The organism is Klebsiella sp. WP8-S18-ESBL-06 (genome assembly GCF_014169755.1).
GTDB classification, from domain to species: Bacteria; Pseudomonadota; Gammaproteobacteria; order Enterobacterales; family Enterobacteriaceae; genus Kluyvera; species Kluyvera ascorbata_B.
Genome location: NZ_AP022256.1, coordinates 4,408,722 through 4,425,275, shown reverse-complemented (window position 1 = coordinate 4,425,275; position 16,554 = coordinate 4,408,722). Strand labels below are relative to the sequence as shown.

General features: G+C 56.4%; 17 protein-coding genes. 13 read left to right on the top strand and 4 right to left on the bottom strand.

Annotated features, from left to right (window positions below):
• Positions 1–10 precede the first annotated feature (10 nt).
• From rnr to H7R76_RS21215, 8 genes are all read left to right on the top strand, one after another.
• The gene (rnr, locus tag H7R76_RS21250) at positions 11–2,482 is read left to right on the top strand and encodes a ribonuclease R (protein WP_182929600.1); all 2,472 of its coding nucleotides are present in this window, start codon (positions 11–13) and stop codon (positions 2,480–2,482) included.
• A 214-nt stretch (positions 2,483–2,696) separates the two neighbouring features.
• Positions 2,697–3,701 carry a D-cysteate sulfo-lyase gene (gene cuyA / locus H7R76_RS21245; protein ID WP_182929599.1) on the top strand — a complete coding sequence of 335 codons (1,005 nt, stop codon included), beginning with the start codon at positions 2,697–2,699 and terminating at the stop codon, positions 3,699–3,701.
• Complete coding sequence (cuyB, locus tag H7R76_RS21240; RefSeq protein WP_106927463.1) at positions 3,694–4,404, top strand: cysteate racemase; 711 nt, start codon at positions 3,694–3,696, stop codon at positions 4,402–4,404. The genes cuyA and cuyB overlap by 8 nt, the downstream gene beginning before the upstream one ends.
• A gap of 63 nt (positions 4,405–4,467) precedes the next feature.
• A complete protein-coding gene (locus H7R76_RS21235) occupies positions 4,468–5,475 on the top strand; it encodes a taurine ABC transporter substrate-binding protein (protein WP_182966406.1) in 1,008 nt (335 codons plus the stop codon).
• A complete protein-coding gene (locus H7R76_RS21230; protein ID WP_182929597.1) occupies positions 5,472–6,242 on the top strand; it encodes an ABC transporter permease in 771 nt (256 codons plus the stop codon). Before H7R76_RS21235 ends, H7R76_RS21230 begins: the two co-directional genes overlap by 4 nt.
• Positions 6,242–7,018 carry an ABC transporter ATP-binding protein gene (locus tag H7R76_RS21225; RefSeq protein WP_106927469.1) on the top strand — a complete coding sequence of 259 codons (777 nt, stop codon included), beginning with the start codon at positions 6,242–6,244 and terminating at the stop codon, positions 7,016–7,018. The genes H7R76_RS21230 and H7R76_RS21225 overlap by 1 nt, the downstream gene beginning before the upstream one ends.
• Positions 7,019–7,137: 119 nt before the next feature.
• On the top strand, positions 7,138–7,869 hold the full coding sequence (gene rlmB, locus H7R76_RS21220; RefSeq protein ID WP_106927471.1) for a 23S rRNA (guanosine(2251)-2'-O)-methyltransferase RlmB: 732 nt from the start codon (positions 7,138–7,140) through the stop codon (positions 7,867–7,869).
• 185 nt (positions 7,870–8,054) lie between these two features.
• The gene (locus H7R76_RS21215) at positions 8,055–9,677 is read left to right on the top strand and encodes an isovaleryl-CoA dehydrogenase (protein WP_182929595.1); all 1,623 of its coding nucleotides are present in this window, start codon (positions 8,055–8,057) and stop codon (positions 9,675–9,677) included.
• 59 nt (positions 9,678–9,736) lie between these two features.
• Here the strand turns inward: H7R76_RS21215 and yjfN are convergent, their stop codons facing one another.
• Positions 9,737–10,012, bottom strand: coding sequence for a DUF1471 family protease activator YjfN (yjfN, locus tag H7R76_RS21210; RefSeq protein WP_219906268.1), 276 nt, complete (start codon positions 10,010–10,012; stop codon positions 9,737–9,739).
• Between the two features lie 128 nt (positions 10,013–10,140).
• Entirely contained in the window at positions 10,141–10,449 is a 309-nt protein-coding gene (gene bsmA / locus H7R76_RS21205; RefSeq protein ID WP_219906269.1) for a biofilm peroxide resistance protein BsmA, read from the bottom strand.
• Positions 10,450–10,654: 205 nt separating this feature from the next.
• Here bsmA and yjfP point away from each other — a divergent pair, with 205 nt between their 5' ends.
• Positions 10,655–11,383, top strand: coding sequence for an esterase (gene yjfP, locus H7R76_RS21200; RefSeq protein ID WP_182966404.1), 729 nt, complete (start codon positions 10,655–10,657; stop codon positions 11,381–11,383).
• On the opposite strand, the gene ulaR is transcribed toward yjfP, so the two are convergent.
• Positions 11,380–12,135 (bottom strand): HTH-type transcriptional regulator UlaR, encoded by a 756-nt coding sequence (gene ulaR / locus H7R76_RS21195; protein WP_106927481.1) that lies wholly within the window; start codon positions 12,133–12,135, stop codon positions 11,380–11,382. The genes yjfP and ulaR overlap by 4 nt on opposite strands.
• Before the next feature lie 130 nt (positions 12,136–12,265).
• The gene (gene ulaG / locus H7R76_RS21190) at positions 12,266–13,330 is read right to left on the bottom strand and encodes an L-ascorbate 6-phosphate lactonase (protein WP_182929592.1); all 1,065 of its coding nucleotides are present in this window, start codon (positions 13,328–13,330) and stop codon (positions 12,266–12,268) included.
• Between the two features lie 361 nt (positions 13,331–13,691).
• On the opposite strand from ulaG, the gene ulaA reads away from it, so the two are divergent.
• The 4 genes from ulaA to H7R76_RS21170 are packed head-to-tail and all read left to right on the top strand — an operon-like array spanning position 13,692 to position 16,551.
• Complete coding sequence (gene ulaA / locus H7R76_RS21185) at positions 13,692–15,089, top strand: PTS ascorbate transporter subunit IIC (RefSeq protein WP_182966402.1); 1,398 nt, start codon at positions 13,692–13,694, stop codon at positions 15,087–15,089.
• A 15-nt stretch (positions 15,090–15,104) separates the two neighbouring features.
• A complete protein-coding gene (gene ulaB, locus H7R76_RS21180) occupies positions 15,105–15,410 on the top strand; it encodes a PTS ascorbate transporter subunit IIB (RefSeq protein WP_106927487.1) in 306 nt (101 codons plus the stop codon).
• Between the two features lie 9 nt (positions 15,411–15,419).
• The gene (gene ulaC / locus H7R76_RS21175; RefSeq protein ID WP_106927489.1) at positions 15,420–15,887 is read left to right on the top strand and encodes a PTS ascorbate transporter subunit IIA; all 468 of its coding nucleotides are present in this window, start codon (positions 15,420–15,422) and stop codon (positions 15,885–15,887) included.
• A gap of 13 nt (positions 15,888–15,900) precedes the next feature.
• Positions 15,901–16,551 carry a 3-keto-L-gulonate-6-phosphate decarboxylase UlaD gene (locus H7R76_RS21170; protein WP_106927491.1) on the top strand — a complete coding sequence of 217 codons (651 nt, stop codon included), beginning with the start codon at positions 15,901–15,903 and terminating at the stop codon, positions 16,549–16,551.
• Positions 16,552–16,554 lie beyond the last annotated feature (3 nt).

The following is a 16,554-nucleotide window of genomic DNA, read 5'->3' as shown; positions in this document are numbered from 1 at the left end:
AGGAACCGAGATGTCACAAGATCCTTTCCAGGAACGCGAAGCAGAAAAATACGCTAATCCTATCCCTAGCCGGGAATTTATCCTCGAACACTTAACAAAACGCGAAAAGCCGGCTAATCGTGAAGAACTGGCCGTCGAGCTGAACATTGAAGGCGAAGAGCAAATCGAAGCGCTTCGCCGCCGCCTGCGCGCGATGGAGCGCGACGGGCAACTGGTCTTCACTCGCCGCCAGTGCTACGCGCTGCCGGAGCGTCTGGACCTGCTGAAAGGCATGGTTATCGGGCACCGAGATGGTTACGGCTTCCTGCGCGTTGAAGGGCGTAAGGACGATCTGTACCTGTCGAGCGAGCAGATGAAAATGTGCATGCACGGCGATGAAGTGCTGGCGCAGCCGCTGGGCGCAGACCGTAAAGGTCGCCGTGAAGCGCGCATCGTGCGCGTGCTGGTGCCGCGTAACGCGCAAATTGTCGGCCGCTACTTTATGGACGCGGGCGTGGGCTTTGTGGTCCCGGACGACAGCCGTCTGAGTTTTGATATCCTCATCCCGCCTGAATCGCTGATGGGCGCGCGCATGGGCTTTGTGGTGGTGGTTGAACTGACCCAGCGCCCAACCCGCCGCACCAAAGCGATCGGTAAAATCGTCGAAGTTCTCGGCGATAACATGGGCACCGGCGTGGCCGTTGAAATGGCGCTGCGCACCCATGAAATTCCTCATGTCTGGCCGCCAGCGGTAGAAGCACAGGTTGCCGGATTGAAAGAGCAGGTGCCGGAAGAGGCGAAAATCGGCCGCGTTGACCTGCGTGATTTACCGCTGGTCACCATCGACGGCGAAGACGCCCGCGACTTTGATGATGCGGTCTACTGCGAGAAAAAACGCGGCGGCGGCTGGCGCCTGTGGGTGGCCATTGCCGACGTCAGCTACTACGTTCGTCCGCCGACGCCGCTGGATAACGAAGCCCGTAGCCGCGGGACGTCGGTATACTTCCCAACGCAGGTAGTCCCGATGCTGCCGGAAGTGCTCTCTAACGGCCTGTGCTCGCTGAACCCGCAGGTTGATCGTCTGTGTATGGTCTGTGAAATGACCGTCTCAACCAAAGGGCGTTTAACCGGCTTTAAATTCTATGAAGCGGTTATGAGCTCGCATGCGCGTCTGACCTACACCAAAGTCTGGCACATGCTACAGGGCGACCAGGAGCTGCGTGAACAGTACGCACCGCTGGTCAAACCTATCGAAGAGCTGCACAACCTTTACAAAGTCCTGGATCAGGCGCGCGCCGAGCGCGGCGGGATCTCGTTTGAAAGCGAAGAAGCGAAATTTATCTTCAACGCCGATCGCCGGATTGAACGTATTGAACAGACCCAGCGTAACGATGCGCACAAGCTGATTGAAGAGTGCATGATTCTGGCCAATATCTCGGCGGCCCGTTTCGTTGAGAAAGCCAAAGAGCCGGCGCTGTTCCGTATTCACGATAAGCCAACCACCGAAGCGATCACCGCTTTCCGTTCCGTTCTGTCTGAACTGGGGCTGGAACTGCCGGGCGGCAATAAGCCGGAGCCGCGCGATTACGCCGAGCTGCTGGAATCCGTTGCCGATAGGCCGGACGCGGAAATGCTGCAAACCATGCTGCTGCGTTCGATGAAGCAGGCTATCTACGATCCGGAAAACCGCGGTCACTTTGGTCTGGCGCTGCAGTCCTATGCGCACTTCACCTCGCCGATTCGCCGCTATCCTGACCTGTCGCTGCACCGCGCCATCAAGTATCTGCTGGCGAAAGAGCAGGGGCACAAGGGTAACAGCACGGAAACCGGCGGCTACCATTATTCCATGGAAGAGATGCTGCAGCTGGGCCAGCACTGTTCAATGACCGAACGCCGCGCCGATGAAGCGACGCGTGACGTTTCCGACTGGCTGAAATGCGACTTTATGCAGGATCAGGTGGGTAACGTCTTTAAAGGCGTGATTGCCAGCGTGACCGGTTTTGGCTTCTTCGTGCGTCTGGACGAACTGTTTATTGACGGCCTGGTGCACGTTTCCTCGCTGGATAACGACTACTACCGCTTTGACCAGGTTGGCCAGCGTCTGATTGGCGAATCCGGTGGCCAGACTTATCGCCTGGGCGACCGCGTAGAAGTCCGCGTGGAAGCGGTGAATATGGACGAGCGTAAGATCGACTTCTCGCTGATCTCCAGCGAGCGCGGCCCGCGCAACGTCGGTAAAACCGAGCGCGAAAAATCGAAGAAAGAAGCGAACGGCAAACCGGGCGGCGGCAAACGTCGTCAGGTTGGCAAGCGCGTAAACTTCGAGCCAGACAGCGCCTTCCGCGGCGAGAAGAAAGGTAAGGCGAAGGCCAAACCGGCTTCTGGCGAGAAGGGCGGTGAGAAAGGCGGTGCGAAGAAGGCCAAAAAGCCTTCCGCTAAAACGCAGAAAATCGCCGCCGCAACCAAAGCGAAGCGGGCCGCGAAGAAAAACGCCGACAAGTAATACACTGCGAATAACCCCTTCCAACTGGAAGGGGTTATTCTTTTTTGACGTAAGACATTCCGTAACCGCATAGATATTCTCGTTTTATCCCCTTGTTCCCTGCTTAGTTATTTTTGGGAAATCCTTATTTGTTCTATTTGATTAGCCATATTCCGCAGATGTGTATAGTGAATCCCACGATTCAGATTGCCCTCTTATTGAGCAAGGAGCATATATGCATTTGGCCCGCTTTCCGAGAGTTTCTCTTGGTCATTTCCCGACGCCGCTGGAGCCATTAAATAATTTAAGCAAGCTGCTGGGCGGCCCCCAAATATGGATCAAACGTGATGACGCAACGGGGCTGGCGAGTGGAGGAAATAAAACCCGTAAGCTGGAGTTTTTACTGGCTGATGCGCTAGAGAAAAATGCCGATGTGATCATCACCCAGGGGGCGACGCAGTCAAACCACGTGCGTCAGACGATAGCCGGCGCGGCGCGTCTGGGGCTGAAAGCCAAAGCGCTGCTGGAAAAGCGCGTTTCTGATTTTGGCGATGATTATCAGCATAATGGCAATGTCCTGCTCGATACGCTGCTCGGTGGCGAAATTGTTGCCCATCTGCCCGGCGGCACCGACATGCAGCAGGCGATGGAAACCTATGCCGATACGCTTCGTGAACAGGGGCATCGTCCCTATGTGATTCCTGGCGGCGGCTCTAACCCGATTGGTGCGTTAGGTTACGTTGCCTGCGCCGAAGAGCTGCTGTATCAGTCTTCGCAACACCGTCTGCGTATTGACCACGTTGTACATGCGACCGGCAGCACCGGCACACAGGCGGGTCTGGTCGCGGGCTTTACCGCAACCAACAGCCGGGTTCCCGTGCTGGGCATTAGCGTCCGGGCGCCGAAGGTTAAGCAGGAAGATAACGTCTGGAACCTGGCATCAAAAACGCTGGCGCTGCTGGGCGTCTCCGGCGAGCTGCCGCGAGATGCGGTCGTGGCGAACAGCGGCTATGTCGGTGATGGCTACGGCCTGCCGACGGCCGGTACGCTGGAGGCGTTGACGCTACTGGCGCGCCACGAAGGCATTCTTCTTGACCCGGTTTATTCCGCAAAAGGCATGGCGGGGCTGATTGACCTTATTCGTCAGGGACATTTCCGCAAGGATGAAAACGTCGTGTTTATTCACACCGGTGGTTCGGCGGGGCTGTTTGGCTATCGCCAGGTGCTGGAACATGTCTGAGACGTTTCTGCTGGGCATACTCGGTGGTATGGGGCCGCTTGCGACGCTCGATTTTCAGCGCCGCTTGCTGGAGGCGACTCCGGCACAGAGCGATCAACAGCAGCTGCCGTCGGTGGTGTGGAACGTGCCACAAATTGCCGACCGGCAGAAGGCGCTGGCGGGAATGGGGCCATCGCCTTTACCGCAGCTGATTTACGGGATTAAAAAACTCAACGAGGCGGGGGCGAGCCATATTGCTATTCCCTGCAATACCGCTCACCACTGGTATGACGCGCTTGCGGAGGCCAGCGATGCGCCCATTGTGCATATCGTGGATGCGACGCTGGATGCACTGGCTAAGCAGGTGACTCGCCCGCAGCGGGTAGGGATTATCGCTACGGAAGGGACGCTTAACGCAGGCTGGTATCAGCAAAAGCTGGCCGCTCATGATATTGAATCGCTGCTACCGACGGCGGATGAGTTGCGGGAATGGTTTGTCCCCGGCTGCTACGCCGTCAAGCGCGGTGCGCTGCGCGAAGGTGGCAAGCTGCTGGGGCATCAGGCAAGCGCGCTGTTTGCGCGCGGCGCGCAGAAGCTGGTGCTGGCGTGTACCGAAGTGCCGGTAGCGCTGGAGGCTGTGCGCGCACCGTTTCTTCATTTGACCTACGACCCGTCGCAAGCGCTGGCGGAGCGATGTTCGTCTTTATGGCAGGCCTATCAATAAGATTTTCGTAACTGACTTTCCGACCCGGCATCGGGTTAATAAATTCTTAAAAGGATAAATAAAATGAAAAAAGCACTCAGCTTATTAATCGCTGCGGGTGGGCTATGGGCCAATTTCAGCTTTGCGGATAATCCGGCGGAAGTCCGCGTTGCCTATAGCGGTGGTTCCCAGGTATTAATGCTGGCAAAAGCCGACGGCTCTTTAGATAAAGCGTTAAACAGCAAAGTGAAATGGGTGCAATTTGCCTCAGGCGCCGATGCATTAAATTATTTCGCCAGTAATGCTATTGATATTGCTAATTTTGGTTCGAGCCCGGCAACCGCCGGTATCGTACGTAAATTGCCGGTGGAGATTATTGGCGTGTCCGGCGTGATTGCCAGCTATGAACGGCTGATTGGTAAAGAAGGCATCATGAGTATCAAGGATATTGAAGGTAAACGCGTGGCTTATCCGCCAAATTCCACGGCGCAATATGCGCTGGAAGCCGCTATCAGCGTGAACAAATTAGACCGCAGCAAAATTACGCTACTGCCGCTGCGCCCGGCGGAAATGGTCGCGGCATGGAAACGCGGTGATATTGATGCGGGCTACGTCTGGGCGCCGTTTGCTCAGGAGCTGGAAACGTCCGGCGGCCATCAGGTGTTTGCCACCAAAGACCTGCAGAAAGATGGCTATCTGATTTACAACAACTACGTCGTGCGCAAAGCCTTTGCCGAACAGTATCCGCAGGCGGTAAGCGCGTTCCTGCGAGTGCATCAGCAGAAGGTTGATGAATTCAAAAAAGATCCGGAGCGCGCGGCGGCTATTGTGGCAAAAGAGGTGGGGGCACCGGTAACCACCGCAGCGAACACGCTGGGCGGCCTGGAATACCCGACGCTGGTGCAGCAGGGCACCGCCGACTGGCTGGGTAATGGTACTCAAACCACCAACAGCGGCATCGGTAAAGCGTTGACCAAAACATCACACTTCCTCGCGGGTATTGGTGAACTGCGCCAGCGCGATATTCCGGCAAACTGGGATAGCGCCATTAACTCCCGCTACATTCGCGATGCAGCGGTGGCGGCGCAATGAGATTAAGTCAGCACATCGCCATCAGCGTGCTATCGGTGGCGGTCTTTTTTACCCTTTGGCAGGTGGCGGCCATGCGGCAGTGGGTTGACCCACTGCTGTTGCCTTCGCTCACTGATATTGGGTTGACCACGGAAGAGCTACTGGCGGATGGCTACCGCCAGGTGCCGCTGTGGGAGCATGTCGCCGTGAGTTTAGCGCGCGCGCTGAGCGCTTTTGCGGCAGCTATTATTATTGGTATTCCGCTCGGGCTGCTGATGGGGCTGTCAGAAGGGCTCTCGGCCGTACTGAATCCGTTCGTTCAGTTCCTGCGCCCGCTGCCGAAGATAGCCCTTATCCCGCTGGCGGTCGTCTGGCTGGGGATCGGTGAGTCGTCGAAATTTTTCCTGATTTTTATCGCCACGTTTTTGAGCGTCGTCGTGGGCGCTGCGGCCGCGGTAGAGAGAATCGGGCGTGCGCGCATTCGCGTGGCCCAAACGCTGGGCGCATCTCGTCAGCAAATTTTCCTGCGCGTGGTGATGCCGGACGCGTTACCGGACCTCTTTACCACCGTCAGGCTCTCTATTGGTATCGGCTGGACATCGCTTATCGCGGCTGAAATGGTGGCCGCCAGCTCCGGTCTGGGCTGGATGGTGATCAACGCCAGCGCCTATCTGCGAACCGATATTGTGATGCTGGGTATTCTGCTGCTGGGCGGCATTGGTTATCTCCTGGATCTGCTGCTTCTCGGGCTGCAGCGTCTCTTTGTACCCTGGGCGGGGAAAGAATAATGAGCGCGATTACGCTGGAAAACGTTTCACTGACCTTTGCGGCAAAGCCGCAGCCGTTTACGGTGCTGGAAGATATTAATCTTTCCCTCAATCAGGGGGAGTTTGTGGTGCTGCTGGGGCCATCTGGCTGCGGAAAATCGACCATTCTCAACCTGGTCGCGGGATTTAATAAACCGGATCGCGGGCGCGTGGCGGCCGGCGGGAAAACGGTGCGCCAGCCCGGCCCCGATCGCGGGATGATTTTCCAGCAGCCGAATCTGTTTCCGTGGCTATCGGTGCTGGAGAACGTCACCTTTGGTCCACGACTGGGTAAACACCTCAAAGAGGAAACCAACGCCGAGGCGCAAACGTGGCTTGAACGGGTAGGCTTAAAAGGCTTTGAGCATCACGCGCCCTGGCAGCTTTCCGGAGGCATGAAGCAGCGCGTCGCCCTGGCGCGAGCCTGGCTACCGGGCCCGGAAGTGCTGCTGCTGGATGAGCCTTTTGGCGCGCTGGACGCGCAGACGCGTTTGATGATGCAGGAGCTGCTGCGCGAAGCCTGGCTCTCTACCGGCACTACGTTGCTCTTTGTGACGCACGACGTGGAAGAGGCGCTGTTCCTGGCCGATCGCATTCTTATCATGTCGGCAAAACCGGGCAGGATCGTCGAAGAGATCGTGCTGCCATTTGGGCGTGAACGGGACATTGAAACGCTGGCGGAACACCCGCAGTACAGCGATATTAAACATCGGGTTCTGCATCGGGTGAGGCAGGAGGCGAAGCGTCATTTGGGTTAATTGCCCGTGGGGGGCGGACAAAAGTCGATTTGAACGCTTTGTCGGTTATAATAGGCGCAAGTGACCTCGATTCACGGCCTAATTAACCCGGCGCACACCGCCACAAACGAGTATGTTCAATGAGTGAAATGATTTACGGCATCCACGCAGTGCAGGCACTGCTGGAGCGCGCGCCTGAACGTTTTCAGGAAGTGTTTATTCTGAAAGGCCGCGACGATAAGCGTCTGATGCCGCTGATCCATGCGCTGGAAGCGCAGGGCGTGGTGATCCAACTGGCGAACCGTCAGTACCTCGATGAGAAAAGCGAAGGTGCCGTGCACCAGGGGATCATTGCGCGCGTTAAGCCGGGGCGTCAGTATCAGGAAAACGATCTGCCGGATCTGCTTGCTTCGCTCGACAACCCGTTCTTGCTGATTCTTGATGGCGTGACCGACCCGCATAACCTGGGCGCCTGCCTGCGTAGCGCCGATGCGGCGGGCGTGCACGCGGTTATCGTGCCGAAAGATCGCTCTGCCCAACTTAACGCTACGGCGAAAAAAGTCGCCTGCGGCGCGGCGGAAAGCGTACCGCTGATCCGCGTGACCAACCTGGCGCGCACCATGCGTATGCTGCAGGAAGAGAACGTCTGGATTGTCGGTACTGCCGGTGAAGCCACGCATACCCTGTACCAAAGTAAAATGACCGGCTCCATGGCGCTGGTGATGGGGGCGGAAGGTGAAGGCATGCGTCGTCTGACTCGCGAACACTGCGATGAGCTGATCAGCATTCCGATGGCGGGCACCGTGTCGTCGCTGAACGTCTCCGTAGCAACCGGCATCTGCCTGTTTGAAGCGGTACGTCAGCGCAGCTAACCGCCTGATGGCGCTACGCTTATCAGGCCTACAAATTCTGTAGCCCGGCCAAGCGAAGCGCCGCCGGGTTCTGCGTCAAACCACGCTCTGTATGACCTAAGCCACCCTTTCGGGTGGCTTTTTTATTGTGCATCTCCCCCGACCGTCCATACTTAAAAGGTTGCCCATTGACGGAGGGAGACACAATGAACTGGCAAACACATACCGTTTTTAATCAACCTATTCCCTTAAATAACAGTAACCTGTTTTTATCTGACGTTGCGCTACGTGATGCGGTGACCCGCTATGATGCTGGTTGGGACAGCGAGCTGCTGGCGAGCATCGGCCAACAGCTTGGCACCGCCGAATCGCTGGAGCTCGGCAGGCTCGCCAACGCTCATCCCCCTGAACTCTTACGCTATGATCCGCAGGGCCAGCGGCTGGACGATGTGCGCTTTCATCCCGCCTGGCATCTGCTGATGCAGGGGCTGTGTGCGAACCGCGTGCATAACCTTCCCTGGGACGTGGAGGCACGCAGCGGCGCATTTGTGGCGCGCGCCGCACGCTTTATGCTCCATGCGCAGGTGGAATCCGGGTCACTGTGCCCGATTACGATGACCTTTGCCGCGACGCCGCTGTTGCTCCAGGCGCTGCCGACGGCGTTTGCCGAATGGCGAACGGCATTATTGAGCGATCGCTACGATCCGCATCAGCAGCCAGGCGTGCAGAAACGCGGGCTGTTGATTGGCATGGGCATGACCGAAAAGCAGGGCGGTTCCGATGTGTTGAGCAACAGTACGCGCGCGGAGCGTCTTGCCGAGGGAAACTACCAGCTTACCGGACATAAGTGGTTTTTCTCGGTACCGCAAAGCGATGCTCATCTGGTGCTGGCACAGGCTCGCGGTGGGCTGACCTGCTTCTTCGTCCCGCGCTTTCTGCCCGATGGCTCGCGCAACGCCATTCGTCTTGAGCGTTTAAAAGATAAGCTCGGCAATCGCGCGAACGCCAGCAGCGAAGCGGAGTTTCAGCAGGCGCTGGGCTGGGCGGTTGGTGAAGAGGGCGACGGTATTCGCCAGATCCTGAAAATGGGCGGTCTGACGCGTTTTGACTGTGCGTTGGGCAGCCATAGTCTGATGCGCCGCGCGTTTTCGGTGGCGCTATATCACGCTTTCCAGCGTCAGGCGTTTGGCCATAATCTGGTTGACCTGCCGCTCATGCGTCAGGTGCTGGGCCGAATGGCCCTTCAACTGGAAGGGCAGACGGCGTTTATGTTCCGCCTCGCCAGCGCCTGGGGCCAGCCGAACGTGCCGCAGGAGGCGCTGTGGGCGCGGCTGTTTACGCCTGCCGCGAAGTTCGCCATTTGTAAGGCGGGGATTCCGTTTGTCGCTGAGGCCATGGAGGTGCTCGGGGGTGTAGGTTACTGTGAAGAGAGCGAGCTGCCGCGGCTGTACCGTGAGATGCCGGTGAACAGTATCTGGGAAGGCTCCGGTAATATTATGTGCCTCGATGTGCTGCGCGTACTGATGAAGCAGCCGGATGCCGTCGCGCTGCTGGCCGCCGAGTGTGCAGACGTGAAAGGCCAGGACCGTCATTTCGACCGCCACTGGCGTCAGCTTCAGCAGCGGCTACGTCGGCCTGGTGAAGCGCAGGGCCGGGAAATCACCGGTCAGCTTTATCTGCTGGGCGTGGGGGCACAAATGCTACGCTATGCGTCGCCACCGATGGCTCAGGCCTGGTGTCGAATGATGCTCGATCCGCGCGGCGGGGTGCTGCTGCATGAACAGGTGATAAGCGAAGTATTACATCGGGCAACGGGCGGGGGAAGGTAAACCATTGGGGGAGTGGAAGAGGCGTGACACAATAACGCATCTTCCACTATAGGCTGGTCTCAGGCATAGATAATCGCCTGTGCACGCCAGTTATCCGGCTGGGGTTCTTCGTACATCTGAACAATGCGATACCAGGATGCGCCCTGTTCATCCGCTTTGCGGGCGATCACCTGTTCGACGTCTTCCAGGCTTCCGGTCACGTTGTTCACCGAAATCAGCCCGATCTCATTGAGCCCGGTGACACAATCTGCGCTGGCGAATTCTGCTGATTGCGCCGCAGCAGCGTGCGAAACGCCCGGCAAAAGCAGGGTAGATAAGGTAAGTGATTGTTTCATCGTCAGCTCCATTTCACATAACCCAGTAGGGCAGTCCATAGCAGACGCATATCCTGTTTTTCGATAGCGGCGTCATTGTGCATCAGGGAAACGTGAAACGGTGCAAACCAATGTAAAACTGCTCAAGGTTACTTACGGTAGAGGATGGCCTGGGAGTACCACTGCCCCGGCACGACGGTATCGTCTATCATCACGATCACGTAGTAATCCGCTTTCTGCGCGGCGACTTTCGCCTTAATCGTCTCTTCGACGTCCATCGGCGAGCCGTAGACCAGTGCGCTAACCGTGCCCATGCGCTGCAAACCTTCCGTCTGGTTGCGGCGAATTTCCTGCGGGTGGTCGGTGACCGGAGGCGGCGCTTCAGGCGAGCCTTCCAGTAAACTACAACCGCTCAGCAAGAGCGCCAGCAACAGTGGGATTAACCGTTTTATCGCCATTTCCCGTTTCCTGATAGCCATAGTGTAGTGGGGAAAAATTTCCCTTTTGGGTTAATGTTCCTGATTTGTTAACCATAGCGCTATTTTCGAATGAAAATATCACGAAACCGTAACCGGGTTCTCAATGTTATCAATCAGGGGTATTGTCGTCATATTAGTGCATCAATTTTCGTATCATATCTCATCATCGTTAAAGGAAGCCCCCATGATTGAACTGGAAACGCGCACCCTGGCCGGGCAACAAATTCTGCATGCTTACCCTAAGGGATGTGCAGAAAAAGCGTTGCCTACCATCGTGTTTTATCACGGTTTTACGTCCTCTAACGTGGTGTATAGCTATTTTGCCGTCGCCCTGGCACAGGCGGGTTTTCGGGTGGTCATGCCCAACGCGGCCGAGCACGGCGAGCGTTTTAACGGCGATAGCGCGGGGCGTTTGCAGCGTTTCTGGCAGATTTTGCTGCAGAATTTTAACGAGTTCTCCCCGCTGCGTGATGGGCTGCTGACCAGCGGACTGGTCAGCGAGGGGCGTCTGGCGGTCGCCGGGGCGTCAATGGGCGGTATGACCGCATTGGGGCTGATGGCGCAGCATCCCGAGTTAAAATGCGTGGCCAGCCTGATGGGCTCGGGCTATTTTACGTCGTTGGCAACCACGCTCTTCCCCGCGCCGGAGGCACAGCAGGCACGCCTGCAGCCGCTGCTGGCGAAATGGGAGGTGGGTCACCAGCTGGCGGCTCTTGCCGACCGTCCGCTGCTGCTGTGGCACGGCGAAGAGGATGATGTGGTTCCCGCCGGGGAAACCTTCCGCCTTCAACAGGCGCTGCGTGAGGCCGGGCTGGATGCGCGATTAACCTGCCTTTGGCAGGCCGGCGTGCGGCATCGTATTACCCCCGAGGCGCTGGACGGCGCAGTGGCGTTTTTCCGCGAGCGGCTTTAAACGCGAATCACCTGAACGCCCTGATCCTCAAGCTTTTTGAGGATCAGGGCGTCAGCCTGCTTACCGGTAATCAGCAGATCGATCTCCTCGGCGCGGCTGAACAGCATGCCCGCGCGCTCGCCAACCTTACTGCTGTCAACCAGTACCGCCAGCTTGCCGACCACGTTCAACATTTTCTGCTCTGCCATCGCCGTCAGCATATCGGTTTTATAAAGCCCTTCTGCCGTCAGCCCCTTGCCGCTGGTGAACATCCAGTGCCCGGCATAGAGGCTGTTCTCGCTGCCCTGCGGGCTGAGCGTAATGGCGTGGCTGCGATTATATTGCCCGCCCATAATAATGACGCTGTCGTGCTCTTTGTCGATGAGGTAATTCGCCAGCGGCAGATAGTTAGTAATGATCTGTACCGGTTTGCCGCAGATCTCCTGGCCGACCAGAAAGGCGGTCGATCCGCAGTTGATCACCACGCTTTCGCCCGGCATGACCAGCTGAGCAGCCGCTTTGGCAATACGTACCTTCTCGTCGTGATTCTGCGCCTGGTGAATGTTCATCGGCGACCAACGCGGTGCCTGCTGGCTGATGGCTTCGGCGCCGTTGCGCACTTTCTTCAGCTTGCCGCTTTCATCCAGCTTATTGATGTCCCTGCGTGCCGTCGCGGGTGAGATCCCCAGACGGGAAATCACCTGCTCTACTGTAACAAAGCCCGCTTGTGCCAGAAGTTCCAGTAGAATCTGATGTCTTTGCGCTTCCGTCATGAGCTAATCCGAAAAAAAATGATGAGTAAAGATGATATTTGAAATGTCGCTAAAATACTAAAACTATTGTCTGGGTGGCGGATAACGGCGTCTCACCGTGGCGGGAGACGCCGGGAAGTCACTGCGCTAATTACAGGAACGATTTGAACGGCAGGTCTGGTTCAAGGGTAAAACAGTCGTCAAAGCCGCGCGGGTAGTGGTATTCAAAGTTGTCTTTATCCAGCGGCCAGGTGAATTTGCCGCCAACCTGCCAGATGAAAGGTTTGAACCCGTACTTCAGGCGATCTTTCTTCATTTCCCATAGCACCCGAATTTCCTGCGGGTCGGCCTGGAAGTTTGACCAGATATCGTGGTGGAAGGGGATGACGACTTTGGTGTTCAGCGCTTCACCCATACGCAGAATATCGGCGCTGGTCATTTTATCGGTAATGCCTCGCGGGTTCTCGCCGTAGGAGCCCAGCGCGACGTCAATCTGATGCTCGTTGCCGTGTTTTGCGTAGTAGTTGGAGTAGTGGGAGTCGCCGCTGTGATAAAGCGTACCGCCCGGCGTTTTAAACAGATAGTTCACCGCGCGGGCGTCCATGCCGTCCGGCAGCACGCCTGCGGCTTTTTGATCTGCCGGCAGCGTGATCAGCGCGGTGCGGTCAAAGGCGTCAAGCGCATGAATTTCAATGTCTTTCACTTTCACCACGTCGCCCGGTTTGACCACGATGCAGCGTTCTTTTGGCACGCCCCAGCCGATCCACAGGTCAACGCAGGTTTGTGGGCCGATAAACGGCACGTCGCTGGCGCAGTTCTGCATGACGGCGGCGGCAACGTTCACGTCGATATGATCGTTATGGTCATGCGTGGCCAACACGGCATCAATCTGGCGAATAGCAAAAGGATCCAGCACAAAAGGCGTGGTGCGAAGGTTGGGCTGTAATTTTTTGACCCCTGCCATGCGCTGCATCTGGTGGCCCTGTTTCATCAATGGGTTACCATGACTTTGTTTCCCGGTGCCGCACCAGAAATCGACGCAGATATTGGCACTGCCTTCTGATTTCAGCCAGATTCCGGTACAGCCCAGCCACCACATGGCAAAGGTGCCTGGTGCGACCTGTTCTTGCTCAATTTCTTCATTCAGCCAGCTTCCCCACTCCGGAAACGTGCTCAGGATCCAGGATTCTCGCGAGATGGTCTCTACTTTGCTCATCGTGTTTTCCTCTTGAATATGTCATTTGTGATCATTTGGTGATTTATTGTGATTGATAATCTCACCGTTTTTTCACGATTGCAATGGGGTGTTTTCAGCGGAAGAGACGTTTTACCACCGCCAGCATCACTATAGAAACTGGCTTTAATCTATGTTTTTTATCTATTTAATTGATTTGAATTGATTATTTTTAACGGTATTCGATGGATCTCTATTCCATTGTAACAGTAGGTTTATTATTGCGGCGTGCATCACACTTAATCAAATTAAATCTTGTTGTGATTATTTTTGATTATTAGAGTGTGTGTCACCCGGCTGAACAGGGCTGTTGGTTCAGCTCCCTCATTTACTGGAGAGCGTTATGGAGATCCTCTACAACATCTTTACCGTCTTTTTTAATCAGGTGATGACCAACGCCCCGCTGCTGCTGGGTATCGTGACCTGCATCGGCTACATCCTGCTGCGTAAAAGCGTGAGCGTGATAATCAAAGGCACCATCAAAACGATCATCGGCTTTATGCTCTTACAGGCGGGGTCCGGCATCCTGACCAGTACGTTCAAACCCGTTGTGGCGAAAATGTCCGAGGTTTACGGGATCAATGGCGCCATTTCTGATACCTACGCTTCAATGATGGCGACTATCGAGCGCATGGGCGACGCCTATAGCTGGGTTGGGTACGCGGTGCTGTTGGCGCTGGCGCTCAATATCTGTTACGTGCTGCTGCGGCGCATCACCGGCATTCGCACCATCATGCTTACCGGCCATATTATGTTCCAGCAGGCCGGTCTGATTGCGGTGTTCTTCTATATCTGTGGTTATTCCATGTGGACCACCATTATTTGCACTTCGGTGCTGGTGTCGCTCTACTGGGGCATTACGTCCAACATGATGTATAAGCCGACGCAGGAAGTGACGGATGGCTGCGGCTTCTCCATTGGTCACCAGCAGCAGTTCGCCTCGTGGCTTGCCTATAAAGTCGCGCCATATCTGGGCAAGAAAGAGGAAAGCGTTGAAGATCTCAAGCTGCCTGGCTGGCTGAATATCTTCCATGACAACATCGTCTCCACGGCGATTGTGATGACCCTCTTTTTTGGCGCGATCCTGCTCTCCTTCGGCATTGATGTGGTTCAGGCCATGGCGGGGAAAACCCACTGGACGGTCTATATCCTGCAAACCGGTTTCTCGTTCGCGGTGGCGATCTTCATCATCACTCAGGGCGTGCGCATGTTTGTGGCGGAACTGTCCGAAGCGTTTAACGGTATTTCCCAGCGCCTGATCCCCGGTGCGGTGCTGGCTATCGACTGTGCGGCTATCTATAGCTTCGCGCCGAACGCGGTGGTGTGGGGCTTTATGTGGGGCACTATCGGCCAGCTGATTGCCGTGGCAATTCTGGTGGGCTGCGGCTCCTCTATTCTGATTATTCCCGGTTTTATCCCGATGTTCTTCTCCAACGCCACCATCGGCGTGTTTGCCAACCACTTTGGCGGCTGGCGCGCTGCGCTCAAGATTTGCCTGGTGATGGGGATGATTGAAATCTTCGGCTGCGTCTGGGCGGTGAAGCTGACCGGCATGAGCGCCTGGATGGGCATGGCTGACTGGTCAATTCTGGCGCCGCCGATGATGCAAGGCTTCGCCTCCGTCGGCATCGTGTTTATGGCCGTCATTATTGTGATTGCACTGGCTTATATGGTCTTCGCCGGACGCGCGCTGCGCGTTGAGGAAGATGCTGAAAAACAACTGGCAGACGCCTCTGCTTAATAAGGAGTTTTGACTATGACCGTACGTATTCTGGCCGTATGTGGTAACGGGCAAGGCAGTTCCATGATTATGAAGATGAAAGTAGATCAGTTCCTGACGCAGTCCAACATTGACCATACGGTTAACAGCTGCGCGGTAGGGGAGTACAAAAGCGAGCTGGCCGGGGCCGATATCATTATCGCCTCTACCCATATTGCCGGTGAAATTACCGTGTCGGGCAATAAATACGTGGTTGGCGTGCGCAACATGCTGTCGCCTGCTGACTTTGGTCCGAAGCTGTTAGACGTGATCAAAGAACATTTTCCGCAGGACGTGAAGTAAGGACGCGCCATGAAATTACGCGATTCGTTGGCGGATAACGACGCCATTCTTTTACAGGCCGACGCGGCAACCTGGCAGGAAGCGGTCAAGCTGGGCGTTGACCTTCTGGTTAAGGCCGATGTTGTTGAGCCGCGCTATTACCAGGCCATTCTTGATGGCGTGGCCCAGCATGGCCCCTACTTTGTGATTGCGCCGGGCCTGGCAATGCCGCACGGCCGCCCGGAAGAGGGGGTGAAGAAAACCGGTTTTGCGCTGGTCACGCTAAAAACGCCGCTGGTGTTTAACCACGAAGATAACGATCCGGTCGATATCCTGATCACCATGGCGGCGGTCGACGCCAATACGCACCAGGAAGTGGGCATCATGCAGATCGTCAATCTGTTTGATGACGAAGCCAATTTTGACCGCTTACGCGCCTGCCGCACCGCGCAGGAAGTGCTCGATTTAATTGATAACGCCAACGCGGCGGCCGTTTAAAAGGAAGAGTGAAATGTCATTACCGATGTTGCAGGTTGCGCTGGATAACCAATCAATGGCTTCAGCTTATGAAACAACGCGTTTGATTGCCGATGAAGTGGATATTATTGAAGTCGGCACCATCCTGTGCGTGGCGGAAGGGGTGCGTGCGGTTCGCGACCTCAAGGCGCTGTACCCAAACAAAATCGTGCTGGCGGACGCCAAAATTGCCGACGCGGGCAAAATTCTCTCTCGGATGTGCTTTGAAGCGAATGCCGATTGGATAACGGTGATCTGCTGTGCGGATATCAACACCGCGAAAGGCGCGCTGGATGTGGCGAAGGAATTCAACGGTGACGTGCAGATTGAGCTGACCGGCTTCTGGACCTGGGAGCAGGCGGCAGAGTGGCGCGCGGCGGGTATCGGGCAGGTGGTGTATCACCGCAGCCGTGATGCGCAGGCGGCTGGCGTAGCGTGGAGTGAGGCGGATATCAGCGCCATCAAACGCCTGGCGGATATGGGCTTTAAAGTCACCGTCACCGGTGGACTGGCGCTGGAAGATTTACCGCTGTTTAAAGGCATTCCTATCCACGTCTTTATCGCCGGGCGCAGCATCCGCGATGCCGCCTCACCGGTGGAGGCCGCGCGCCAGTTTAAACGCTCCATCGCCCAGCTTTGGGGCTAAGGA

Bases quoted from the DNA above. Each gene is read 5' to 3' on its own strand.
- rnr (WP_182929600.1), top strand. From the start codon at position 11: ATGTCACAAGATCCTTTCCAGGAACGCGAAGCAGAAAAATACGCTAAT.
- cuyA (WP_182929599.1), top strand. From the start codon at position 2,697: ATGCATTTGGCCCGCTTTCCGAGAGTTTCTCTTGGTCATTTCCCGACG.
- cuyB (WP_106927463.1), top strand. From the start codon at position 3,694: ATGTCTGAGACGTTTCTGCTGGGCATACTCGGTGGTATGGGGCCGCTT.
- H7R76_RS21235 (WP_182966406.1), top strand. From the start codon at position 4,468: ATGAAAAAAGCACTCAGCTTATTAATCGCTGCGGGTGGGCTATGGGCC.
- H7R76_RS21230 (WP_182929597.1), top strand. From the start codon at position 5,472: ATGAGATTAAGTCAGCACATCGCCATCAGCGTGCTATCGGTGGCGGTC.
- H7R76_RS21225 (WP_106927469.1), top strand. From the start codon at position 6,242: ATGAGCGCGATTACGCTGGAAAACGTTTCACTGACCTTTGCGGCAAAG.
- rlmB (WP_106927471.1), top strand. From the start codon at position 7,138: ATGAGTGAAATGATTTACGGCATCCACGCAGTGCAGGCACTGCTGGAG.
- H7R76_RS21215 (WP_182929595.1), top strand. From the start codon at position 8,055: ATGAACTGGCAAACACATACCGTTTTTAATCAACCTATTCCCTTAAAT.
- yjfN (WP_219906268.1), bottom strand. From the start codon at position 10,012: ATGAAACAATCACTTACCTTATCTACCCTGCTTTTGCCGGGCGTTTCG.
- bsmA (WP_219906269.1), bottom strand. From the start codon at position 10,449: ATGGCGATAAAACGGTTAATCCCACTGTTGCTGGCGCTCTTGCTGAGC.
- yjfP (WP_182966404.1), top strand. From the start codon at position 10,655: ATGATTGAACTGGAAACGCGCACCCTGGCCGGGCAACAAATTCTGCAT.
- ulaR (WP_106927481.1), bottom strand. From the start codon at position 12,135: ATGACGGAAGCGCAAAGACATCAGATTCTACTGGAACTTCTGGCACAA.
- ulaG (WP_182929592.1), bottom strand. From the start codon at position 13,330: ATGAGCAAAGTAGAGACCATCTCGCGAGAATCCTGGATCCTGAGCACG.
- ulaA (WP_182966402.1), top strand. From the start codon at position 13,692: ATGGAGATCCTCTACAACATCTTTACCGTCTTTTTTAATCAGGTGATG.
- ulaB (WP_106927487.1), top strand. From the start codon at position 15,105: ATGACCGTACGTATTCTGGCCGTATGTGGTAACGGGCAAGGCAGTTCC.
- ulaC (WP_106927489.1), top strand. From the start codon at position 15,420: ATGAAATTACGCGATTCGTTGGCGGATAACGACGCCATTCTTTTACAG.
- H7R76_RS21170 (WP_106927491.1), top strand. From the start codon at position 15,901: ATGTCATTACCGATGTTGCAGGTTGCGCTGGATAACCAATCAATGGCT.